This window comes from Pseudoalteromonas sp. P80D2 (genome assembly GCF_036680945.1).
GTDB lineage: Bacteria > Pseudomonadota > Gammaproteobacteria > Enterobacterales > Alteromonadaceae > Pseudoalteromonas > Pseudoalteromonas shioyasakiensis.
In genome coordinates, this window is record NZ_JAZDAR010000048.1 from 14,128 (window position 1) to 37,128 (window position 23,001).

Consider the following 23,001-nt stretch of genomic DNA (forward strand, 5'->3'; position numbering starts at 1 on the left):
GGTTCTTCAGCTTTTACTGGTTCTTCAGTTTTAACTGGTTCTTCAGTTTTCACTGGTTCTTCAGTTTTCACTGGTTCTTCAGTTTTTGCTGGTTCTTCAACTTGAACTGACTCTTCAGCTTTTGCTGGTTCTTCAGTTTGAGCTTGTTTTGCTTTTAGCTCAGCTTCATATTCAGCAGCAGCTTGGTCGGCAACTGGAATAAATGCTGGCGCATCAGCTTTGTCGTCACCTGATTTTTCATCATGCTCAGGGCGACGGCGACGTTGACCAGCAGCACGTAAGTGGCGAGGTGAACGACGAGAGCGTGTACGAGGTTTAGCTTGTTCTTCATCAGTTGATGCTTCAACTACCGATTCAGTTTGCTCCGCTTGTTTAGGCTCAGCGTCAGCTTTTACTGGTTCTGCAGGTACTTGCTTTTCAGCAACTGGCTGTTCTGCTTGTTCAGTTTCAACTGCTACTTTTTCTTTTGCAGGCTTAGCTGGTTTTTCAGCTTTAGGTGCTTGCTCAGTTGTTTCAGTTGTTTGTACTGCTTTTGCTTCATCTGCGCTTTCATCTGTTACGCGAACTTTTTTGCGTAAGTTGCGACGTTGACGACGAACCTTAGGTTTAGTTTCCTTTGGTTGCTCAGATTTCGTCTCTGGTGCAGTGTCTTTATTCGTTTGTTCTACATCATCATTACGTTTTTCATTACGTTTTCTGTTGTTAGAATTACGACGACGTTTGTTGCGATTCTCATTACCTTCTTTTTGCTCAGGCTTATTCGAAGTATTTGTGTTTTCTTCTTTAGCTTGTGCATCGTCAGGACGTTTATTACGAGAGTTGCGACGGCGCTGGTTGTTGCTACGGCGACGGTTGTCGTTGTTGCGACGATTATTACTACGTCTTTGTGCTGCTTTTTTCTCTTCTTGCTCTTTTTCAGCTTCTTCTTCGGCATTACTGAATAGCGACTTGAAGAACTTACCAATGGCAGCAAATAAACCACCTTCAGACTTTTTAGCCGCAGGGGTCGTTTGCTCAGCTTTTGGTGCAGCTTGAGGTGCAGGTGTATTAGGCATAACAACACCTTTAAGAACCGGCTCTTCACGAACTGGTGCTGAAGGCGCTTTAGCCATTTCAAATGCTTCTGGCTCAGGAGCAACAACTTGCTCGTAGCTTACTGTTTCAATTGTTTCGTCTTTACGTAAGCGAACTACTTCGTAATGTGGCGTTTCCATGTGTTGATTAGGAATGATCACAACATCAACGTTATGGCGCTTTTCGATGCGTTGCACACTACGACGTTTTTCGTTTAATAGGTAAGCGGCAACAGCCACAGGCACCTGTGCATTTACTTGTGATGTGTTGTCTTTAATTGCTTCTTCTTCGATTAAACGAAGGATAGACAATGCAATTGATTCGTTAGAACGAATTGTACCTTGACCATTACAACGAGGACATGGACCTTGGCTTGCTTCACCTAATGAAGGGCGTAAGCGCTGACGCGACATTTCAAGCAGACCAAAGCGTGAGATCTTACCAATCTGTACACGGGCACGGTCAGGGCGAGCAGCGTCTTTTAAACGATTCTCTACTTCGCGTTGGTGGCGTGGTGGCGTCATATCAATGAAGTCGATAACAATAAGACCACCTAAGTCACGTAAACGTAATTGACGAGCAATTTCGTCTGCCGCTTCTAAGTTAGTATTAAGTGCTGTTTCTTCGATATCACCGCCTTTAGTGGCTTTAGATGAGTTGATATCGATAGACGTTAGTGCTTCAGTTGGGTCAATTACAATTGAACCACCTGATGGTAAGCGAACTTCACGTTGGAAAGCTGACTCAATTTGGCTTTCAATTTGGTAGTGGGTGAATAGTGGTACATCGCCCTGATAAAGCTTAACACGGCTCATGAAGTCAGGACGGAAACGCTCAATATGCGCTTTCGCTTCTTCAAATACACGTGCTTTATCAATTAAAATTTCACCAATATCACGACGTAAATAGTCACGGATTGCGCGGAAAATTACGTTACTTTCTTGGTGAATTAAGAACGGAGCAGGGCCGCTATCAGCAGCTTGCTGAATCGCTTGCCAATGCACTAATAGTGCTTTTAAGTCGTACTCTAGCTCTTCAAATGATTTACCAACACCTGCAGTACGAACAATTAAGCCCATGCCTTTAGGTAATTCTAAACGGCTTAGTGCTTCTTTAAGTTCAGTACGCTCATCACCTTCGATACGGCGAGAAATACCACCGGCACGAGGGTTGTTAGGCATAAGTACTAAATAGCTACCTGCAACGCTGATAAAAGTCGTTAACGCAGCGCCTTTTTGGCCACGCTCTTCTTTATCAACTTGCACAATTACTTCTTGGCCTTCTTTGATCACGTCACGGATATTTGGACGACCTTGGAATGTATAGCCTTGTGGGAAGTAGGTGCGAGCTATTTCTTTAAGAGGAAGGAAACCGTGTCTCTCAGCGCCATAATCAACAAAGGCAGCTTCTAGTGACGGTTCGATACGGGTAATTTTACCCTTGTAAATATTTGCTTTTTTTTGTTCGTGACCTGGGCTCTCTATGTCTAAATCATACAGGCGTTGGCCATCAACCAGTGCAACGCGCATTTCTTCTTGCTGCGTCGCATTGATTAGCATACGTTTCATATTGTTACTCTACTAATTCTGTCGCTGACATGACGATATAAACTCGTCTGTTCAGTGGTTTCTGACGGTTGTTTTTGTGCAGTCTCACGACTGGGTAAAGTCAAAACCTGAAGTTGTTTGCTTACATTGAGCATCACTAAGTGTGGCTGACAATAACATGTTCTCACGTTATTAAATTCTTATAGGTGTCAAAACTGCCGCCAATTCTGCGGTTTTAATTTACGAGTTTTGTCCCGAAGTCGACCATGTTCAAATTTTTATTCAATGTCTTGCTACAACAGCTGCTTCTGAATGACGTTGCTACGTCGTCACTATCAGTCAATTTATCTTGTTCAATTGCTTTTTATGTTCATTAATCAACATTCGTGCTCAAATTATTCAGGCAATATATTACGCGCATCGCCGATAATTGAACGCTCGTGTTGGCTGGGTAATTATAAAAGCTTTGGAAAACTTAGCGCGGATCTGTATGATCGGCAACCCAGAATATGCTTCACGAATGTATTAATGTGATAAAAGCACCGTTGTTACTTGCAAACTTTATGTTCGCGACGGTGATTATCCCACTATTACAGTCGCGTTAGCAACTAAATTATTTACTTAAATCAGTGATTAGGCAATGTCAGAAAAAACCGGCTTACAAGTTTCGTTTGTTACCATAGGTGAAGACCATCTAGGTCAACGTATTGATAACTTTCTTATTACTCACCTAAAAGGTGTGCCTAAAAGTGCAGTTTATAAAATCCTTCGTAAAGGCGAAGTGCGAGTAAATAAAAAACGCATAAAACCTGTATACAAACTACAACTAAATGATGTGGTTCGTATTCCACCTATTAAAGTGGCCGAAAAAGAAGAGTTTGTGCCAAAAAAACTCGATAAAGTAAAACAACTTGAAGACGCCATTTTGTTTGAAGACAAGTATTTAATGGTGATCAACAAGCCTTCGGGTATGGCTGTGCATGGTGGCAGTGGCCTAAGTTATGGCTTAATCGAAGCGCTTCGCGTACTTCGCCCTGAAGAGCGTAGTTTAGAACTTGTACACCGCCTAGACCGTGACACATCAGGTTGTTTGCTTATTTCTAAACGTCGTTCAGTGTTAACTGATTTACATAAACAGTTACGTGAAAAAACCATGGAGAAAAACTATTGGGCATTAGTTGATGGTCAATGGGATTCTAAAACAAAAAACGTTACCGAAGGACTTCGTAAAAACACCTTGAAGTCTGGTGAGCGTGTGGTTCGTGTTGATAATACCGAAGGTAAACCATCACACACGCGTTTTCGTGTGCTTGAGCGATATGCTGAGTGCTCATTAGTGCAAGCGTCGCCGGTAACAGGGCGTACTCACCAAATTCGTGTACATACGCAATGTAAAGGTCATCCAATTGCGTGTGATGATAAATATGGCGTTGCAGAGTTTGATCAATACGTAAATAAGCTGACTGGTTTAAATCGTTTGTTTTTACATGCTCACGATTTACGTTTTATGCACCCTAAAAATGAAACAACCATGCATGTTGAAGCGCCACTCGATAATGCACTTCAAAACTGTATCAAAAAGCTACGTGCCGATAATGAACAAGTTTAAGCTGGTTATTTTTGATTGGGATGGCACTGTGATGGACTCTGTGCCAAAAATTGTTACCTGCCTGCGAAATACTGCGCGAGACTTAGGTATTCCTGTTCCAACAGAGCAACAAGCAAAAGACGTTATCGGTTTGTCGCTGGCAAAAGCCGCTGAAGTGCTTTTTCCTGCCCATGCACATTTAAACGATGAGCTAGTGGCAGGTTATAAAGCGCAGTACCGTGAGTTGGATGTAACACCTACACCTTTATTTAAAGATGTAGAATCCGTTTTAAAGCAGTTAAGTGATGTAGGTATACAATTGGCTGTGGCTACCGGTAAAGGACGTGAAGGTATCGATAGACTTCTTAATGAGTCAGGCCTTGGGAAGTACTTTTTGAATGTAAAATGCTCTGACGATGCTGAGTCGAAACCCTCTCCAGATATGCTTGAGCAAATTTTGTACGAGCAGGGTATAGCAAAAGGTGATGCTGTGATGATTGGTGACAGTCAACTGGATATGGCAATGGCTAATGCCGCAGGTATTGCTTGTATTGGAGTGAGTTTTGGTGCCCATAGCCCGGCGCAGTTGCAACAACATACGCCGTTATGTGTTGTTGATTCATACCAACAACTTTTGCAGGTTTTAACTACGCCCCTTGCAGCGTTAACACGTCAACACCAAACTCAGCCAGCACTTTAGTTAATGTGATCAGTGGCAGGCCTATCAATGTATTAGGGTCATCGCCACTGAGCTTTTCAAATAAACAGATGCCTAATCCTTCACTTTTAAAGCTACCTGCACAGTTGTATGGCTGCTCTGCATCGCAATAAGCATTGATCTGTTCAAGTGTGAGTTTTTTAAATGTCACATCAAATGGCACCACGGTGGTAATTGATTTATCGCTTTGTATATCAAATACACTTAAACCCGTTAAAAAGGTCACTGTATGGCCACTAAACGATGATAGCTGCTTAATGGCATTCTCTTTAGTATGAGGTTTACCTAAAATTGTATCGTTGAATACCGCAACTTGATCAGAGCCGATCACCAATCCTTCGCTAAAATGTTGTTTGGCAACTCGGGCTTTTTGCTTGCTTAAACGAGCAACTAATTGCTCTGGTGTTTCAGCTGCGATAGGAGACTCATCAATATCTGGAGAAAAAGTTTGAAAAGGTAAGTTAAACTTAGTTAATAATTGCTGTCTAAATGGTGAGCTTGACGCTAATATAAGTGTTGGTTTCATAATAAATTCTGGATGAAAATTGTATTTTGCCAAGGATAAGCCACAATGAATCCGAAAACAAAGCAGAAGATCGTTAAAAACCTACCAAAATTGGTTTTTTACTTTGACTAACTTACTAACTATCTATATGATGCAGCCCCTATGCAAAAGGTGAAAATTCCCATCACTCTTCATCCCAGCAAAGCAGCTCAACATCGTTTAACGTATGACGGTATTGTCCCGCTTGAAAAACTTTCTCGTTTAGAGCAAGTTGTGCAGGAGGAAGCAGGTGAAATAGCGGTAAAGATTCATTGCAAAATTGACGAGCAAGGTTTAGTGGTAATAAGTGGTAACTTATCAACACATGTAACTGTAACTTGTCAACGCTGTAATGGAGAATTAGGGTTGGATTTGGAACAAGACTTTGTGTATTCGCCAATTGGTTTGGATGCAGAGTCAGATCATCTACCTGAAGGTTACGATGAAGTAGAGCTGGACGAAAACGGTGAAATCAACGTATTTGAGTTAATCGAAGACGAACTGATTTTAGCTATTCCAATAGTGCCTACACACAACGAAGCTTCATGCAGTTATTCATCAGAGCCTACTAGCTTTGGTAAATTAGCAGCAAAAGATGACAAACCAAATCCATTTGATATTTTGAAACAACTTAAGAAAGATTCTTAGGAGAAGACTAATGGCTGTACAAAAAAGCAAAAAGTCTCGTGCAAGACGCGGCATGCGCCGTTCACACGATGCGATCAGTGGTCCAACTTTAACTGTAGATCAAGTTTCTGGTGAGACTCACCGTCGTCACCACGTAACTGCTGACGGTTACTACAAAGGCGTTAAAGTAATTTCTAACTAAGAGATTGCTATATGCTGACCAATCTAACCATAGCGTTAGATATGATGGGGGGCGATTACGGCCCCCGTTCATCTATCCCCGCTGCCGTGCAAGCGGTAAATGCTAATACCAACTTAAGACTCATCTTATGTGGTAATCAGCAAGTTATTCTAAAAGAACTCGAAGCACTCGATTCTGTTTCACACCCTCGTTTAATTATTCGCCATTGTAGCGAAGTGGTCACAAATGCGTGTGAACCTGCTTCAGCGGTTCGTTCTAAAAAAGATTCATCAATGCGTGTTGCCCTCGATTTAGTTAAATCGGGTGAAGCGCAAGCGTGTGTAAGCTCTGGTAATACAGGCGCGTTATTTTTTATGGCGCATTATGTATTAAAGATGCTTCCAGGCGTAAAACGTCCTGCATTAATCTCTGCTGTTCCAACCGAACGTAAAAACCCTGTTTATTTGCTTGATTTAGGTGCGAATGTGCATTGTGATGCACAAACCCTTTATCAATTTGGCATTATGGGTTCTGTGGTAGCAGGGCAGGCACTTGGGTGTGATAACCCAAGAGTTAGTTTATTGAATATTGGCTCTGAAGACATCAAAGGGCATGAAGGAATAAAACAAGCTGCACAGTTAATGCAGCAGTGTGAATATCTCAACTACACAGGTTACAGTGAAGGTAGTGATATTTTCAGCGGAAAAGCCGATGTTATTGTGTGCGAAGGATTTGTAGGTAATGTGGCATTAAAAACCTGTGAAGGTATTGCCAAACTGATCATGCATAAACTCACCAAAGCCTTACACAAACATTTCTTATACAAAAGTTTAGCGTTTTTATTGCGTCCAGTGATAAAAAAACTCTACAAGCGGGTGAACCCCGACCAGTATAACGGCGCAAGTCTGGTAGGATTGCGCGGTATTGTTGTTAAAAGCCATGGCAATGCCTCACCAAAGGCGTTTCATGCTGCTATTGATGAAGCCGCGCGGGAAGTCGAACGCCAACTCCCTGAAAAAATCGCTGCGATTTTTGAGCAAACACATCCAACAACAAAGTAGTGCAGCATATCTAAAACTTGTTATGCTGCCTGCTACAGAATATTTTTTTGTTTAATTATAAGAGCAAAGTATGGCACATAAAATTGCACTCGTATTTCCAGGTCAAGGCTCACAAACTGTGGGCATGTTATCTGAACTATTAGCTGATTCACAAATTGCTAAAGCAACATTCGCTGAAGCATCTGAAGCTCTTGGCTATGATCTAGCTGCACTTGTACTAAATGGTCCAGAAGAAGAATTAAATCAAACCCATCGTACACAACCAGCACTTCTTACTGCTAGTGTTGCTATTTACCGTCAATGGTTAGACGCAAACCCTGATGCCGATGTTGTTATGGCTGGTCACAGTTTAGGCGAGTATTCAGCATTAGTTTGTGCTGGCGTTGTAAGCTTAAGCGAAGCAGTTAAACTAGTAGAAAATCGTGGTTTATATATGCAAGAAGCAGTACCTGCGGGTGTTGGTTCTATGGCTGCAATCATCGGCTTAGGTGACGACGAAATCAAAGCAGCGTGTGAAGCATCAGCAAATGGTGAAGTTGTTTCACCAGTAAACTACAACTCACCAGGTCAGGTTGTTATCGCTGGCCACAAAGCGGCGGTTGAGCGTGCATCAGAAGCATGTAAAGAAGCAGGTGCTAAACGTGCTTTACCACTTGCAGTAAGCGTACCTTCTCACTGTGAACTAATGAAACCAGCTGCTGAGAAATTAGCTGCTGATTTAGCCGCTTTAACATTTAATACACCTAAGTGTGATGTAATCAACAACGTTGATGTAAAAGCTGAGCAATCAAGTGAAGCAATTAAAGATGCATTAGTACGTCAACTTTACAGCCCAGTTCGCTGGACTGAAACTGTACAAGCATTAGTTGCTCAAGGTATCACACAAAGCTATGAGTTTGGCCCAGGTAAAGTATTAACGGGTCTTGCTAAACGAATTGATAAAGCAATGGTATGTGGTGCGGTTAATACGCAAGCTGCTATTGATGAAGCGAAATAAGTAGGAATAGAATGACAAATTTATTTTCTCTTGAGGGCAAGGTTGTCCTAATCACTGGTGCAAGCCGTGGTATTGGTAAAGCGATTGCAAATACGCTAGTTGCACAAGGTGCAAAAGTAGCGGGTACTGCAACAAGCGAATCAGGTGCTGCTAAAATCAGTGAGTACCTAGGTGATAACGGTAAAGGTTATGCCCTTAACGTTACAGATCCTGAATCGATTGAGGCGACACTTGCTGCGATCAAGGCTGATTTAGGCGATATCGACGTATTAGTTAACAATGCGGGTATTACTCGCGATAACTTATTAATGCGTATGAAAGACGGTGAGTGGGATGACATCATCGACACTAACTTAAGCTCAATTTTCCGTTTATCTAAGGCTGTTTTACGCCCTATGATGAAAAAGAAAAATGGCCGTATCATTAATATCGGTTCTGTTGTGGGCACTATGGGTAATGCGGGTCAAGCTAACTATGCTGCAGCGAAAGCGGGTGTAATTGGTTTTACTAAGTCATTAGCACGCGAAGTGGCATCACGTGGCATTACAGTGAACGTTGTTGCACCTGGTTTTATCCAAACAGATATGACAGACGAGCTGACTGAAGACCAAAAAGCAGCTACGCTTGCAAATGTACCTGCAGGGCGTTTAGGCCAACCTGAAGAAATCGCTGCTGCGGTATGTTATTTAGCATCTGACGCTGCTGCGTATGTATCAGGCGAAACATTGCACGTAAATGGCGCGATGTACATGGTTTAATGAAAGTTAGCAAAAATTTGCTAACGAAAGATTATCGAAAATTGTTGAATTTTTTGTGATCTTGCTTTAAACATACTTGAATTCGCTATTAAAATAAGCGATAAATGAACAAATACTATTCGAGAGGTTTGACCAGATAAGTAATTATCAGCAAATCCTTGAATCACAGAATTATGCGGCGTAAACTACGCCGCAATCTGAAAATAACGCATTGGCGTTTTTAATAAAGGAAAGAAGAATGAGCGACATCCAAGAACGCGTAAAGAAAATTATCATTGAGCAACTAGGTGTTAAAGAAGAAGAAGTAAAACATGAAGCTTCTTTCGTTGACGACTTAGGTGCTGATTCACTTGACACTGTAGAACTAGTAATGGCTCTTGAAGAAGAGTTCGACACTGAGATCCCAGACGAAGAAGCTGAAAAGATCACTACAGTTCAAGCTGCAATCGATTACGTTACAGCTCACGCTGAGTAATTTTACGCATTTTGATTTTAAGGGCAGCATTAAGCTGCCCTTAGTCTATCTATAGAATGATACTAATAAATTTGGTATACACCCCACCTAAAATAATTTCCTTATTGGAGGCAACCCGTGGCTAAACGTCGAGTCGTCGTAACTGGCTTAGGAATGTTGACACCGCTAGGTAATGATGTTGAATCTACTTGGCAAGGTTTGTTAAACGGTAAAAGTGGTATTCAAACTATCACGCATTTCGATACCTCAAGTTTCGGCACCAAATTCGCAGGTTTGCTGAATGACTTTGATGCATCAGCTTACATGTCACCGAAAGATGCAAAGAAAATGGATTTGTTTATCCAATATGGCATTGCAGCGGGTGTACAAGCACTACAAGATTCTGGTCTAGAGATCACTGAAGAAAACGCCACTCGTGTTGGTGTAGCAGTGGGTTCTGGCATCGGTGGTTTAACTTTAATTGAAGAAAACCACATCAAACTATTAAACAGCGGCCCGCGTAAGCTTTCTCCGTTCTACGTGCCTTCGACCATTATCAATATGATTTCTGGTCATTTATCGATTATGCACGGTTTACGTGGCCCTAATATTTCAATCGTTACAGCCTGTACTACAGGTCTACATAACATTGGTCATGCTGCACGTATGATTGCATACGGCGATGCAGATGCAATGGTAGCCGGTGGTGCTGAAAAAGCATCGACACCAATTGGTATGGGTGGCTTTAATGCAGCACGTGCATTATCAACTCGTAACGACGATCCACAAGCAGCATCTCGTCCTTGGGATAAAGACCGTGACGGTTTTGTTCTTGCTGATGGTGCAGGTGTTATCGTACTTGAAGAATATGAGCATGCTAAAGCACGTGGCGCGAAAATCTACGCTGAACTCGTTGGTTTTGGTATGAGTGGCGATGCTTATCACATGACGTCTCCACCTGAAGACGGTGCAGGCGCAGCTCTAGCAATGGAAAATGCTCTAAACGATGCACAAGTTAATGCAGACCAAGTTGGCTACATTAATGCTCACGGTACATCGACGAATGCAGGCGATAAAGCCGAAACATCAGCTGTTAAAACTATTTTTGGCGATGCAGCGAAAGATGTGATGGTAAGTTCATCTAAATCAATGATGGGTCACTTGTTAGGTGCAGCAGGCTCGGTAGAGTCGATCATTACTATCTTGTCACTTGTTGACCAGAAAGTAAGCCCTACTATCAACCTTGATAACCCAGATGAAGGTTGTGATTTAGACTACGTACCGCACACTGCACGTGACGCTAAATTGGATTACGCACTATGTAATTCATTTGGTTTTGGTGGTACTAATGGCTCGTTGCTGTTTAAAAAGGTATAATTCTTTTTAACAACGGACTAAAAAGAAGAGCCCAGTTGTTTAACTGGGCTTTTTTGTATGAGTAAATTAAAACAAACAATAAAAATAATCACACCAGACACCACAATAAGCGCGCAAGATCGTGGCTTAAATTATGGTGACGGCTTTTTTACCACGGCCTCTGTGGTGAATTCTGTCGTTGAGCACTGGGATTTACACAAAGCGCGTTTAGAAGAATGCGCGCAAAGACTATTTTTCCCCGAATTAGATTTATCTGCAATTGAGCATGAAGTAAATCATGCAATCAGTGATACACAAACCGGTATTTTAAAAATAGTTATCACTCGTGGTGCAGGTGGGCGTGGTTATGGCTTACCAGATACACCAAGTATCCAAGTGTTGATCAGTATAATGCCTGCAGTTTCACACTATAAAAGTTGGCAACAGCAGGGTGTAAACCTAGCGGTCAGCGACTTGAAACTTGCACATCAACCTTTACTTGCAGGCTTAAAAACATTGAACCGTTTAGAGCAAGTGCTTATCAAAAAGCAAATGAGCAGCCTTGAATGTGATGACGTTGTTGTACTTGATTATGATAACAATGTGATTGAGTGCTCTGCTGCAAATATTTTTGCTATTAAAGACGGTCAAGTTATATCACCTAAGTTAGACCGCTGCGGTATCACTGGGGTTTATCTCAGCGCTTTATGTGATAAGTTAGCCATTGAATTTAAAGCAATCCAACTAGATGAGCTTTTAGCTATGGATGCCGTATTTATGTGTAATAGTTTAATGGGCGTGGTGCCCGTTGCGCGGATAGCTGATACACAGTTTGATATTGAATGCAGTAAAGCGCTATTAACGGCGCAGTTTGCCAAGGAGAGTGTGTGATAAAAGTCATTGTTAGCGTGCTGTTATTAGCATTGCTATGTTGTGGTATTGGCTATCAACAGCTTCAATCAGCATTAAAAATGCCGTTAAAGGTTGAAAACAGTACTTTATTTAAAGTAGAACGTGGCACTGGCTTTAATCAGCTTTGCCAAGCATGGCAAACAAAGCAGTGGGTTGATAGCTGCTTTAAATTTCAGGTACTCGCAAAATTAGATCCTACTCTTACCGATTTAAAAGCGGGTCTTTATGAACTAGATACAAGCGCCGTTATTGATAATATTCGTCGTATCAATCAAGGTGCACAAGTGAGCTTTAGCTTCACAATTATTGAAGGTCAGCCACTTCGTGACGTTGTTGCTAATATCCAAAAACAAGCACATTTAACACAAGACTTAGACACAGAAAATTTAGCGACGCAGATAAGTAGCACACAAGAAAATTTAGAAGGCTGGTTGTTCCCTGACACCTATCACTACCATAGTGAAGATACTGCCAGCGGCGTATTAAAACGCGCATACAACAAAATGCAGCAGGAATTAGACACCGCATGGCAAACTAGAGCTGCAGATTTAGTATTAAGTTCACCGTATGAAGCGTTAATACTGGCTTCTATCATCGAAAAAGAAACGGGCCTTGCTTCTGAGCGACCACTAATTTCTGCGGTATTTACCAATCGTTTAAAAACCAATATGCGCTTACAAACCGATCCAACGGTTATTTATGGTATTGGTGCTGATTTTGATGGCGATATAAAACGAAAAGATTTAACAACCTATACACCGTATAACACGTATAAGATAAAAGGCTTGCCGCCAACACCCATAGCCATGCCTTCGAAAGCAGCGATTTTGGCCGCGGTTAATCCACCTGAGTCTGAATATGTGTATTTTGTTGCGAAAGGGGATGGCAGCCATCAATTTTCGAAAACATTGCAAGAACATAATCGTGCGGTAAAGCAGTACCAATTAAACTAACAACCAGAATTGAGTCATATGACAGCGAAATTTATAGTGATTGAAGGCCTAGAAGGGGCCGGAAAATCAACGGCTATTGCCGTATGCCAAGCTTATTTAGAAAACAAGCAAGTCGATTTTATTAATGTACGTGAGCCGGGCGGTACAGCTATGGCTGAAGAGCTGCGTAATATCGTCAAACAGGCTCACCAAGAAAAAGTGACGGGTGAAACAGAGCTGTTAATCATGTATGCAGCACGCTCACAATTGGTTGCTAATGTTATTAATCCGGCACTTGAAAAGGGCACTTGGGTTTTAGGTGATCGTCATGATCTTTCATCACAAGCATATCAAGGTGGTGGTCGTGGTATTGAACAAACTAAACTCTCTTTTTTAGCTGATATGGTGCTAAATGGTTTAAAGCCTGATTTAACTATTTATTTAGACATTGACCCAGCTGTGGGTCTTGCCCGTGCAAAAGGCCGTGGTGAACTTGATCGTATCGAACAAGAAGCATTAGGCTTTTTTGAGCGCACTCGCGCACGCTACCTTGAAATAGCTAAAACTGATCGCAGTATCAAAACAGTGGATGCAAACCAAACAATGCCAGAAGTACATGCGGCAATCACAACCGTGCTTGATAACTTTTTTGCAGGTTTAAATTAATATGCCTTTGCCGTGGCTTGAAGGGCTTTATCAGCAACTAGCGCAAAGTTTTGCACAGCAACGCTTTCATCATGCCCAGCTATTTAATGGTGATAAAGGTGTTGGCAAACAATGTTTAGTCGATTCGCTCGCCGATGGCTTACTTTGCGCGTCACCTGTAAACTTAAGAGCCTGTGGCAATTGTAAAAGCTGTCAACTTAATCAAGCGGGTACTCACCCTGATAAACGCGTTGTAAAGGTGGAAGGCCAAACAATAGGCGTTGATGAAATTCGTGAGATCAGTGATTTTATCAACCATTCAGCGGCGCAAAATGGTAACAAAGTAGTGGTGCTCGAACAGTGTCACAAAATGACCACTGCAGCTGCTAATGCTTTATTAAAAACCCTTGAAGAGCCAAGTTTGCGCCGTTATTTATTGTTAACGTGCGAACAAACAGCATTACTACCTGCAACAATTTTAAGTCGCTGTGCCGTACACGAAATAAAAGTTAACTCTGAATATACGAAAAAATGGTTAGCATCATTAAATATTGCTAATTATTCATGGTTAGAGTTATTCGCTAGGCAGCCACTTCTTGTTAAGCAGTGGCAAAATGACAACCAACTTGAAGCTGTCGATTCTCTTTATAAATTTGCAACTGAGATAAAAGACAGCCATAATTTCAGTGCGTTAGTCGACATCCTTAATAAAGATCATAGCTTGGTTAATGTATTTGCTTTGTTCTTAACAGAGCATCTTAAAACGCAATTAGTGTTAGGAATGGACTTTTTCAATTATCAGAAAGCACAATCTGCAATTTCAGAGTTTCTTTATAATAGTTCACATGTGCTTGGTTTAAACTTGGAACTAGCCATTTCAAAATTAGCGTTTACTTTACGTGAAAGCCAAAATTAGGAAGTATCGTGCAAGAATTATTAGTAGATATTGAAGACTTAGAAGAATTATATCGCTGTTACATGCCTTATCTAAAAAATGGTGGTTTGTTTGTTCGCACTAATATGCGCTTTGAAATGGGTCATTCATTGGCTTTAAAGGTCACATTACCAGATGCACTAGAGGATGATGTAGTAACAGGTAAAGTTGCTTGGATCACACCGCAAGGTGCACAAAGCTCAAACCCACCAGGTATCGGTGTTAATTTTATCGATGATAAAACCAATTTGAATGCGAAAATCGAAAAACTACTCGGTACTATGTTAAACTCCGGCAATCCGACCTATACCATGTAATAAAAGTAGTACCATGATTGTAGATTCTCATTGTCATTTAGATCGTTTAGATTTTGATAAACTCGACTTAGACTTAGACCAAGTACTCGATAATGCTCGTGCAAAGAAAGTAGAACACTTTTTATGTGTAAGCGTAACTTTAGATCAATTCCCAAGTATGCTGGATAAAATTAAACACTATCCAGATGTTTCTGCATCATGCGGTGTGCATCCACTTGATCAAAAAGACGCACTCGATAAGCAAAAGCTTATTTCACTTGCAAGCCACGACAAAGTGGTAGCTATTGGCGAAACCGGTCTTGATTACTATTACTCAAAAGACACCCATATTGTTCAGCAAGAGAGTTTTGTTGGTCATATCGACGTTGCCAATGAGCTAAATAAGCCGCTCATTATTCATACACGAGACGCTAGAGAAGACACTATTAACTTAATGCGCGCTCACAATGCCGAGAATTGTGGGGGTGTATTGCATTGTTTTACAGAAAATTGGGAAATGGCCAAAAAAGCCATTGATATGGGCTTTTATATTTCGATTTCGGGCATTGTTACGTTTAAAAATGCCGTAGAGTTAAAAGACGTTGTAAAGCAAATTCCGTTAGATCGCTTACTAATCGAAACAGATTCACCGTATTTAGCGCCTGTGCCATATCGTGGTAAAACAAATCAACCAGCCTATGTTGAAGATGTCGCTTATTACATCGCTGAGTTAAAAGGACTTACTTTTAACGAATTAGCTGAAGCAACAACTAACAACTTTTATTCGTTGTTTAATCAAGCTAAAAGGGCGTAATAGTGGACGGCGTATCGAACTTACCTCAGTTAGTTATGGGGCCAATGGTACGCCGAGCAGATTCAGGGCGAGTGTGCTTTCAATTTGTTACAACTAGGCCTTGCCAATACCGAATAGAGTTTAGCGGTGTTGAGACTTTCTCTAGCTTAGAATCAATCCAATTAGGGCAACAGCTTTACTTAAATTTCATCAATGTCATGCCAGTCAGTGGCCAGTTTGCAGTTGATTCACTGATCTACTATTCATTACATGATGAAGATAAAAGCCTTGATTTGTCGTCTTATTGCTATGAGCGTGCCGAATCTCCGGCATTTGTGATCCCAAATCGACTCGATAGAATTCTTCATGGTTCGTGTCGTAATCCTCATCACCCTGCAAAAGACAGCCTTGTTGCTGCAGATAATTGGCAAAATGATCAGCGCCAATCTCTTAATGCAGGTGCTGACTTATTATTGTTATCTGGCGACCAAATATATGCGGATGATGTCGCAGGGCCTATGCTGCTCGCGATTGAAAAAGTGATTAGCTTGTTTGGTGTATTTCAAGAGCCAGCGCTTGATTTAGATTTACCAGAAGAGTTTGAGCAGCAACTTTATCAGCGCCATTTACACTTACCCAAAGTGCCTTGGCAAAAACGGAGCAAATTTGGTGTTGGTTATTGGCTTAAAAAAGATGAGCCACACTTCTCAAGCTTAAAAGCTGAAAACCACTTAATTCATTTTCAAGAATTTATAGCGCTTTATTTATTAAACTTCAGCGCTGTTACTTGGCAGCTAATTGAGTTTGAATCAATTGAATGCCCAGCATTAGCCCCTAAATACGCTAACCTATTTAAACTTGAAAAGGACGCACTGGTTGGCTTTGCAAAGGGTCTTCAAAGCGTTGAAAGGTTATTCGCCAATGTGTCGACATTAATGATGTTCGACGATCATGATGTCACCGATGACTGGAACTTAACCGCAGGCTGGGAGCAAGCTATTTATCAGCACCCAGCTAGCCGTCGTATTGTAAATAATGGTTTAATTAGTTATTGGTTAATGCAGGGGATTGGTAATGATGCAGGTGATAACTCGCTGTCTTTATTAGCCAGCTTTAAACAAAGCCTGCAGCAACAGAGCTGGCATTTTAAAGACTTTGATAAGTTAATACTCAATTTTAACTATTGGCATTACGAGCTTAATACCATTCCAAAGGTTGTGGTACTTGATACCCGAACTCACCGCTGGCGCAATGAACAAAACTTCAATGAACCATCTGGTTTACTTGATTGGGAAAGGCTCACCGAATTAGAAGAAAGCTTATTGTCTCACGATAAAGTGATTATCGTATCTCCAGCACCGGTGTTTGGTGTTAAATCGATTGAAGCTATCCAAGCAATTTTTAATTTTTGCGGGCAACCCTTGTTGGTTGATGTTGAAAACTGGATGGCCCATGAAGGTTCTGCTAAAAAACTGCTAGATACTTTTCGCCGTGAAGATACGCCAAAAGAAACCTTGATCCTCTCTGGTGATGTTCATTATTCATTTTGTTTTTCAGTGCAAAAGCGCTTTGGTAAGCATAAAAACCGAATTTGGCAGTTGACTGCCAGTGGTATTAAAAATGAGTTCCCACGCAAACTTATTAATGTACTCGATAAGCTCGACTCAATTTTATATGCCCCGAAAAGCCCACTTAACTTTTTCACTAAACGTTGGCAAATGGAAGTTGATAAACACCAAACCATAGGCGAAGGGCAAAAGTATTTGGTCAGTAATGCGGCTATCAGCTTAATTGAGCTCAATGACGGTTTGCTTGCTAAATATGAACTTATTCATGCTGATAACCAAATAACTGAATTTGATTTAAACGATAATTAATCGATTGCTTTGCGATTCGCCTCAACGTAGTCAGCAACATTACTTACTGTATCTAACCAAAAACCATTTTTAGGATCTTGTAGATAAACTATGAGCTGCTCTAGGGTGTCGGTGCCTGTAGTGTACTGATTTCGTTTGCCAATATCGTGGCCAGCCAGAATGATCCAACTATTGTTAGTTCGGTGCTGCTCTATGGTTTTTTTAATTTCTTCGAAAGTAAGCCCATCAATGGGTAAGCTAGTTAACTGCGAAAAGTCTGTAAAGTTGGGGTTATTCGCCGTTTCGTCGAGCCAAGTTCTACCTGTTTTAAAGTGCTTGGCTATTAACGGTACATAACTTTTAGTATTTGCACCACGGCCAACAAAGGTGTTACCGCAAGGGTAGGCAAAAGCGGTTGGTGTCACGTTGAGTGTGGCTTTTATATAGTCTTGCCCCTTTAAGATATCTTGCTCCATTTCTTTTAGAGTAAACTGTTCAAGCGACACCCCAAGTTCACGAAGCCATTCAAAGTTGCCGGTACACAAGTGGCTTGCCGTATGATTAGCAATTTCGTGACCTGTTTTTACAGCCATTTGCCACTTTTCAACACGTTCTTTTACGTTAAAAGGGGATACATAAAATGTCGCTTTTATTTGGTATTTGTTTAAAAGCGCTAAACCGGTATCAACTTGGCTATGTCTTGCATCATCAAAAGTGATACTGACAGCATTTTTAGCCTTATTAGGGTAGTCAAAGCCTAGGTAGTCACTGCTTTTTGCCAGAGTTTGGCAGCTTATTAAAAATGGTAGTACGACGCACAAGGGTTTAAGCATAATCAATCCTTTATCATTGTTTTTACAATGAAATCAAAAAGGCTAATGCTTTGCTATGCGACTTTTGAATAAAAAAACGCCCAGAACGAATCCGCATTGTTCTGGGCTTAGGGGGTGGCTCGTGTGAGCCTGCACTAACTATAAAAAAACACCTTCTAAATTCAGTAGGGAGAAGTAGAAAGTACTTTTAAGTGTAGTTAATCAGCAGGAAATTGCACGGTAAATGTACAAATTTTATACTAGTTTAAAATCAGTCTGTTACAGCTTTTTACCTAAATTAGCGCCTTATTTATACAGTCTTTATGCGCAACTTATACCCAAGTTATCAACTGGGCATTTTGGACCAAATCACGAGGTAATGAGTTCTTAATTTTATTCTTTTGCCACTTACCTAAGCCTACCGGACAACCACATAACATTAAAACTACTTCACCATTATCTTGCGTTGGTTTTTCGAGCCTAATATCTTTACCGTTAAAGTAATCGTTTGCTTGGCAAGCAGACATCTCAAAGGTATTTTTATCGCAATCTTGGCCAAAGACAGTGGCAAACTCGTGAGTTAAGCGAACACCACCTTTGTGGATCACACCAAGTTGAATACCTAAACGTGAGTATTTAATTTTATCTTGCAGTTCATCAAAGCCATCAGGAAACAACCAGAGCTCTTTATCACGCTGCATTAACGTGCCTTTGAGTGATTTTAGACCGAACTGTTTTTTAATTGTTTGCATAAACGCTTGGCTTTGTTTCTTATCAAATTCAGCAAACGGAAATGCGCCTTTTTTAACTTTTTGATTTGGGTTATCGCTTGATGCTACTTTCTTAAATTTAGCGATGAAGAAACCTTCACTGTCGTAAGTTTGCGGCCAAACATGTAAATAACCTTCGCTGGTTGTCACTTTGTCTGCACCATCAAACAGAGTATTGAGCGATTGTACTTCGATGCAATCAGGAAACTCTGCTAATAGATACTCACACACTTGTTGGTTTTCAAGGGGTGTTAAAGTACAGGTCGAATAAACTAATGTGCCGCCAGGCTTTAGGGCATAAAAGGCACTTTTTATAAGGGCTTTTTGCACAGCAGCAATATCAATATTAGATTCAATTGACCAATTCTTTAAGGCGTCTGCATCTTTACGAACCGTGCCTTCACCTGAACACGGGGCATCTAGCAAAATACTGTCGAAGCACTCATACATGTAATCCCCAAAGATCACACCGTCAAAATGTGATAATGCACAATTACCTACGCCCATACGTTTAAGGGTTGCTGCTAATACTTTTAGGCGTGACGATGACAACTCATTGGCCACTAACACGCCACTATTATCCATCATGGCAGCGATTTGTGATGTTTTTGAACCCGGTGCCGATGCCATATCAAGTACAGCATCGCTTTGCTTAACTTCGGCTCTAAGAGCTACCGGCGGTAACATTGAGCTGGCTTCTTGCACATACATAGCACCACTTAAGTGTAAATCAGTATTGCCGATTGCAAGGGCGGCTTCTTCGTCGCTAGGACGTGTTAGCCAGAATCCTTCTTCGCACCATGGAATTGCTGTTAATTCCCATCCTTTTTTGGCGCATTGACGCTGAAATTCATCGACTGACATTTTTAATGTATTTACGCGAACAGATCGTCTCAGTGGGCGGCGACAGGCTGCAATAAAATCGTCTAATGATAAATGTTCAGGAAGGTAGCTTTTTACATCATCAATAAATGAGTCAGGAATATATGTATTAGCGTCCACTAAATGGCTCTCACATCACGTAATAATAGCTGGATCATACCATTTATAGCGCTATCGGGGGATATTTTTAGCTTTTTAAGAGCGAGATTGAAGTGTCGACATATTGCCAATATAAATGTTCTTTATAGCCATTATTTTTGATAAATATCAATTTATGTCGACATTTTGCTGGTTTTGTAGTCTGTTTTTCCGATCTCAAGGTTGACACATGCAATGATAGGGCGCATAGTGAACTCACAAATTGTCGACAATCTTAATTTAGTACTTTGATAGACCTATTATGACAGAGCAAAAAGCCAACGATAACTACAACGATATCACGATAACAACTGCATCAGACCAAGTGTTTGTCGACATGCGTCGTGAAATTGTCCAAGGCACCATTGAGCAGGGTAGCAAAATTTCTGAGCCAGAACTTGCTAAACGCTATGGTGTAAGCCGTGCCACCTTACGTGAGGCGCTAAATCGTTTAGAGAGCTGTTATTTGGTAGAGCGTAAAGCAAATGTCGGTTGTCGTGTTGTTGCGCTAACCGCAGAGCGTTTAATCGAAGTCTATCAGGTTCGTAGTGCCCTTGAAGGGCTGGCTTGTCGGTTAGCTGCCGACAACATGGAACCTGAAGAAGTGCAGGGTTTAAAACAGTTATTGAACCAGCACTTACAAACACAGCGTGTAAAAGAAGGTGAATCATACTACCAAGAAGCGGGCGACCTTGATTTTCATTATCGCATTATTAAAGGGTCGAAAAACGCACACTTAATTCATCTTTTATGTAATGAGTTGTACCAGTTAATTCGTATGTACCGTGTACAAATGGGGATGGTTGGGCCGCGTGTATCAAAAGCGTTTGATGAACACTTGGCTATTATTAATGCCATTGAAAACCATGACGGTGAATTAGCCGAAATGCTTATGAAGCGCCATATTAGTGCGTCTCAGGCAAATATTCAGACGAAGTTTGACTTACTCGCAGCAAAAAATCAGTAGCGCGGTAGTTAAACAGTCACAATTTAGATTTAAAAATAGAGTCAGCCAAAGAGCTGAAACCGTTCAAAGATAGGAGTTATCCAATGTCAGCAGGATTAAAGTTCAAACAGGCAATCGCCAACAACAAGCCATTACAAGTGGTTGGCACCGTCAACGCGTACTGCGCAATGATGGCAGAGAAAACCGGTCACCAAGCACTTTACCTCTCAGGTGCGGGTGTTGCTAACGCATCATACGGCATGCCAGATTTAGGTATGACTAGCCTAGATAACGTACTTGAAGATATTCGTCGAATCACCAGCGCTACCGACTTACCGCTTCTTGTTGATGCTGACACAGGGTGGGGTGGTGCATTTAATATTGCTCGTACCGTTAAAGAAATGACCAAAGCAGGTGCTGCGGGCTTCCATATTGAAGACCAAGTAGCACAAAAACGTTGTGGTCACCGTCCAAATAAAGAAATCGTGTCTAAAGATGAAATGGTTGACCGAATTAAAGCAGCGGTTGATGCTAAAACAGACAGTGATTTTTACATTATGGCGCGTACTGATGCATTTCAAAAAGAAGGCTTAAATGCAGCTATTGACCGCGCAGCAGCGTGTGTTGAAGCTGGCGCAGACGCTATCTTTGCAGAAGCTGTGCATGATTTAGCAGATTACCAAGCGTTTGCTAAAGCGTTAAATGTGCCAATTCTTGCGAACATCACCGAATTTGGCCAAACGCCACTTTATACAAAAGAGCAATTGAGCGAAGTGGGTGTTGAAATTGTACTTTATCCACTTAGTGCATTTAGAGCGATGAACAAAGCTGCACTTAATGTGTATTCGTCTATTCTTAGCGAGGGCTCACAACAAAGCCAAGTAGACAATATGCAAACACGTGCGGAATTATATGAGTTTTTAGATTATCACTCATATGAAAACACACTCGATAACCTTTTCTCAGCTAAAAAATCATAACGACAACATATAAGGAGAACACTCATGGTAGATAAAGCATTAGGCGGCGCAGGTTTACGTGGTCAAGTAGCAGGTGAAACAGCACTGTGTACAGTAGGTAAGTCAGGTTCAGGTTTAACTTATTGTGGTTATGATATTAGTGAATTAGCAGATAAAGCGCAGTTTGAAGAAGTGTCTTTTTTACTGTCGCGTGGTGAATTACCAACAGAGTCTGAGCTGACTGAATATAAAGCAAAGTTAAAATCACTACGTGGTTTACCAGATGCACTAAAAACAGTGCTTGAGAACATTCCTAAAGACGCGCACCCAATGGATGTAATGCGCACTGGTTGTTCTATGCTAGGTAACCTGGAAATGGAGCAAGATTTCTCAGAAGCGAATGATGCGATTGATCGCCTAGTTGCCGTATTCCCAAGCATTATTTGTTACTGGTATCGTTTTAGCCATGACGGCGTTCGTATTGAAACTGAAACAGATGATGATTCGGTAGGTGCACACTTCTTACGTTTATTACATGACGAAGCACCATCAGCACTGTTTGAGCAAGTAATGAATGTGTCTTTAATTCTTTATGCAGAGCATGAGTTTAATGCATCAACATTCACTGCGCGTGTGTGTGCATCAACATTGTCTGATATTCACTCTTGTGTAACGGGTGCGATTGGTAGCTTACGTGGCCCATTACACGGTGGTGCGAACGAAGCGGCTATGGATATGATTGAAGGCTTTACAAGTGCAGACCAAGCTGAAGATGCATTGATGGGTATGCTTGAGCGTAAAGACAAGATCATGGGCTTTGGTCATGCCATTTACCGTGAATCAGATCCACGTAACGTGATCATCAAAAAGTGGTCAGAAAAACTGGCAGCAGAAGTGGGTGATGATGTGCTTTATCCTGTGTCTGTTCGCTGTGAAGAAGTTATGTGGCGTGAAAAGAAATTATTCTGTAATGCTGATTTCTTCCATGCATCTGCGTATCACTTCATGGGTATCCCAACTAAGTTATTCACGCCAATTTTCGTGATGAGCCGTGTAACAGGTTGGACAGCACACGTGAAAGAGCAACGTGCTAATAACCGTATTATTCGCCCTAGTGCAGATTATACGGGTCCAGAAGCGCGTAGCTATACGCCAATTTCTGAGCGTTAATCGTAATTAAATCAGTGATAGGGGTAGCTTAGCTGCCCCTTTATGAAGGGG

Annotated in this window: 23 protein-coding genes; 19 read left to right on the forward strand and 4 right to left on the reverse strand. The window is 41.3% G+C overall.

The genetic code is table 11. The features are described 5' to 3' along the window. The coding region (rne, locus tag VRK28_RS14340; RefSeq protein ID WP_332394060.1) for a ribonuclease E at positions 1-2,642 on the reverse strand (2,642 nt) is incomplete at its 3' end. A gap of 619 nt (positions 2,643-3,261) precedes the next feature. Between rne and rluC the strand changes: the two genes are divergently transcribed. Together rluC and VRK28_RS14350 are read left to right on the forward strand one after the other, a co-directional pair. Then, positions 3,262-4,230: a 23S rRNA pseudouridine(955/2504/2580) synthase RluC gene (rluC, locus tag VRK28_RS14345; RefSeq protein WP_054561362.1), complete on the forward strand. Its 969-nt coding sequence runs from the start codon at positions 3,262-3,264 to the stop codon at positions 4,228-4,230. Beyond that, positions 4,217-4,909: an HAD family hydrolase gene (locus VRK28_RS14350; protein WP_332394061.1), complete on the forward strand. Its 693-nt coding sequence runs from the start codon at positions 4,217-4,219 to the stop codon at positions 4,907-4,909. Before rluC ends, VRK28_RS14350 begins: the two co-directional genes overlap by 14 nt. Here VRK28_RS14350 and VRK28_RS14355 read toward each other — a convergent pair. Continuing rightward, entirely contained in the window at positions 4,857-5,453 is a 597-nt protein-coding gene (locus tag VRK28_RS14355) for a Maf family protein (protein ID WP_332394062.1), read from the reverse strand. The two genes, VRK28_RS14350 and VRK28_RS14355, sit on opposite strands and share 53 nt — an antisense overlap. A 141-nt stretch (positions 5,454-5,594) precedes the next feature. On the opposite strand from VRK28_RS14355, the gene yceD reads away from it, so the two are divergent. From yceD to VRK28_RS14425, 14 genes are all read left to right on the forward strand, one after another. Then, positions 5,595-6,119, forward strand: a complete 525-nt coding sequence (gene yceD, locus VRK28_RS14360; RefSeq protein ID WP_054554711.1) for a 23S rRNA accumulation protein YceD — start codon at positions 5,595-5,597, stop codon at positions 6,117-6,119. A gap of 10 nt (positions 6,120-6,129) precedes the next feature. Then, a complete protein-coding gene (gene rpmF / locus VRK28_RS14365; protein ID WP_036967969.1) occupies positions 6,130-6,300 on the forward strand; it encodes a 50S ribosomal protein L32 in 171 nt (56 codons plus the stop codon). A gap of 11 nt (positions 6,301-6,311) precedes the next feature. Continuing rightward, positions 6,312-7,340: a phosphate acyltransferase PlsX gene (plsX, locus tag VRK28_RS14370; RefSeq protein WP_054554712.1), complete on the forward strand. Its 1,029-nt coding sequence runs from the start codon at positions 6,312-6,314 to the stop codon at positions 7,338-7,340. Positions 7,341-7,410: 70 nt separating this feature from the next. Continuing rightward, positions 7,411-8,337, forward strand: coding sequence for an ACP S-malonyltransferase (gene fabD, locus VRK28_RS14375; protein WP_054561366.1), 927 nt, complete (start codon positions 7,411-7,413; stop codon positions 8,335-8,337). Between the two features lie 11 nt (positions 8,338-8,348). Further along, positions 8,349-9,095, forward strand: a complete 747-nt coding sequence (gene fabG / locus VRK28_RS14380) for a 3-oxoacyl-ACP reductase FabG (protein WP_054554714.1) — start codon at positions 8,349-8,351, stop codon at positions 9,093-9,095. A 238-nt stretch (positions 9,096-9,333) separates the two neighbouring features. Next, positions 9,334-9,570 (forward strand): acyl carrier protein, encoded by a 237-nt coding sequence (gene acpP, locus VRK28_RS14385; protein WP_016707440.1) that lies wholly within the window; start codon positions 9,334-9,336, stop codon positions 9,568-9,570. Between the two features lie 117 nt (positions 9,571-9,687). Continuing rightward, positions 9,688-10,926, forward strand: coding sequence for a beta-ketoacyl-ACP synthase II (gene fabF, locus VRK28_RS14390; protein ID WP_054554715.1), 1,239 nt, complete (start codon positions 9,688-9,690; stop codon positions 10,924-10,926). Between the two features lie 57 nt (positions 10,927-10,983). After that, a complete protein-coding gene (gene pabC, locus VRK28_RS14395; RefSeq protein WP_332394063.1) occupies positions 10,984-11,796 on the forward strand; it encodes an aminodeoxychorismate lyase in 813 nt (270 codons plus the stop codon). Then, the gene (gene mltG / locus VRK28_RS14400; protein WP_332394064.1) at positions 11,793-12,770 is read left to right on the forward strand and encodes an endolytic transglycosylase MltG; all 978 of its coding nucleotides are present in this window, start codon (positions 11,793-11,795) and stop codon (positions 12,768-12,770) included. The genes pabC and mltG overlap by 4 nt, the downstream gene beginning before the upstream one ends. An 18-nt stretch (positions 12,771-12,788) precedes the next feature. Beyond that, the gene (gene tmk / locus VRK28_RS14405) at positions 12,789-13,415 is read left to right on the forward strand and encodes a dTMP kinase (RefSeq protein WP_332394065.1); all 627 of its coding nucleotides are present in this window, start codon (positions 12,789-12,791) and stop codon (positions 13,413-13,415) included. A 1-nt stretch (position 13,416) separates the two neighbouring features. After that, positions 13,417-14,310 (forward strand): DNA polymerase III subunit, encoded by an 894-nt coding sequence (locus VRK28_RS14410; RefSeq protein ID WP_332394066.1) that lies wholly within the window; start codon positions 13,417-13,419, stop codon positions 14,308-14,310. A gap of 8 nt (positions 14,311-14,318) precedes the next feature. Then, positions 14,319-14,645: a PilZ domain-containing protein gene (locus tag VRK28_RS14415; protein WP_054554720.1), complete on the forward strand. Its 327-nt coding sequence runs from the start codon at positions 14,319-14,321 to the stop codon at positions 14,643-14,645. A 13-nt stretch (positions 14,646-14,658) separates the two neighbouring features. Next, entirely contained in the window at positions 14,659-15,438 is a 780-nt protein-coding gene (locus VRK28_RS14420; RefSeq protein ID WP_062565264.1) for a TatD family hydrolase, read from the forward strand. Next, entirely contained in the window at positions 15,438-17,294 is a 1,857-nt protein-coding gene (locus VRK28_RS14425) for an alkaline phosphatase D family protein (protein ID WP_442961236.1), read from the forward strand. Before VRK28_RS14420 ends, VRK28_RS14425 begins: the two co-directional genes overlap by 1 nt. Here the strand turns inward: VRK28_RS14425 and VRK28_RS14430 are convergent. Continuing rightward, positions 17,291-18,106, reverse strand: coding sequence for a polysaccharide deacetylase family protein (locus VRK28_RS14430; protein ID WP_304637242.1), 816 nt, complete (start codon positions 18,104-18,106; stop codon positions 17,291-17,293). The two genes, VRK28_RS14425 and VRK28_RS14430, sit on opposite strands and share 4 nt — an antisense overlap. Positions 18,107-18,417: 311 nt before the next feature. Beyond that, positions 18,418-19,857 carry a 16S rRNA (cytosine(1407)-C(5))-methyltransferase RsmF gene (gene rsmF / locus VRK28_RS14435; protein WP_332394067.1) on the reverse strand — a complete coding sequence of 480 codons (1,440 nt, stop codon included), beginning with the start codon at positions 19,855-19,857 and terminating at the stop codon, positions 18,418-18,420. Positions 19,858-20,137: 280 nt separating this feature from the next. On the opposite strand from rsmF, the gene VRK28_RS14440 reads away from it, so the two are divergent. From VRK28_RS14440 to prpC, 3 genes are all read left to right on the forward strand, one after another. Next, on the forward strand, positions 20,138-20,842 hold the full coding sequence (locus tag VRK28_RS14440) for a GntR family transcriptional regulator (protein WP_054554723.1): 705 nt from the start codon (positions 20,138-20,140) through the stop codon (positions 20,840-20,842). Between the two features lie 83 nt (positions 20,843-20,925). Next, positions 20,926-21,801 (forward strand): methylisocitrate lyase, encoded by an 876-nt coding sequence (prpB, locus tag VRK28_RS14445; protein ID WP_054561375.1) that lies wholly within the window; start codon positions 20,926-20,928, stop codon positions 21,799-21,801. Between the two features lie 24 nt (positions 21,802-21,825). Then, positions 21,826-22,950 (forward strand): bifunctional 2-methylcitrate synthase/citrate synthase, encoded by a 1,125-nt coding sequence (gene prpC, locus VRK28_RS14450; RefSeq protein ID WP_062565267.1) that lies wholly within the window; start codon positions 21,826-21,828, stop codon positions 22,948-22,950. The last annotated feature ends 51 nt before the right edge of the window (positions 22,951-23,001 follow it).

Coding starts and splice junctions, on each gene's coding strand:
- tmk (WP_332394065.1), top strand. CDS start 12,789: ATGACAGCGAAATTTATAGTGATTGAAGGCCTAGAAGGGGCCGGAAAA.
- VRK28_RS14355 (WP_332394062.1), bottom strand. CDS start 5,453: ATGAAACCAACACTTATATTAGCGTCAAGCTCACCATTTAGACAGCAA.
- rpmF (WP_036967969.1), top strand. CDS start 6,130: ATGGCTGTACAAAAAAGCAAAAAGTCTCGTGCAAGACGCGGCATGCGC.
- VRK28_RS14420 (WP_062565264.1), top strand. CDS start 14,659: ATGATTGTAGATTCTCATTGTCATTTAGATCGTTTAGATTTTGATAAA.
- fabG (WP_054554714.1), top strand. CDS start 8,349: ATGACAAATTTATTTTCTCTTGAGGGCAAGGTTGTCCTAATCACTGGT.
- yceD (WP_054554711.1), top strand. CDS start 5,595: ATGCAAAAGGTGAAAATTCCCATCACTCTTCATCCCAGCAAAGCAGCT.
- pabC (WP_332394063.1), top strand. CDS start 10,984: ATGAGTAAATTAAAACAAACAATAAAAATAATCACACCAGACACCACA.
- VRK28_RS14410 (WP_332394066.1), top strand. CDS start 13,417: ATGCCTTTGCCGTGGCTTGAAGGGCTTTATCAGCAACTAGCGCAAAGT.
- prpC (WP_062565267.1), top strand. CDS start 21,826: ATGGTAGATAAAGCATTAGGCGGCGCAGGTTTACGTGGTCAAGTAGCA.
- acpP (WP_016707440.1), top strand. CDS start 9,334: ATGAGCGACATCCAAGAACGCGTAAAGAAAATTATCATTGAGCAACTA.
- fabD (WP_054561366.1), top strand. CDS start 7,411: ATGGCACATAAAATTGCACTCGTATTTCCAGGTCAAGGCTCACAAACT.
- VRK28_RS14430 (WP_304637242.1), bottom strand. CDS start 18,106: ATGCTTAAACCCTTGTGCGTCGTACTACCATTTTTAATAAGCTGCCAA.
- prpB (WP_054561375.1), top strand. CDS start 20,926: ATGTCAGCAGGATTAAAGTTCAAACAGGCAATCGCCAACAACAAGCCA.
- VRK28_RS14350 (WP_332394061.1), top strand. CDS start 4,217: ATGAACAAGTTTAAGCTGGTTATTTTTGATTGGGATGGCACTGTGATG.
- rluC (WP_054561362.1), top strand. CDS start 3,262: ATGTCAGAAAAAACCGGCTTACAAGTTTCGTTTGTTACCATAGGTGAA.
- VRK28_RS14440 (WP_054554723.1), top strand. CDS start 20,138: ATGACAGAGCAAAAAGCCAACGATAACTACAACGATATCACGATAACA.
- plsX (WP_054554712.1), top strand. CDS start 6,312: ATGCTGACCAATCTAACCATAGCGTTAGATATGATGGGGGGCGATTAC.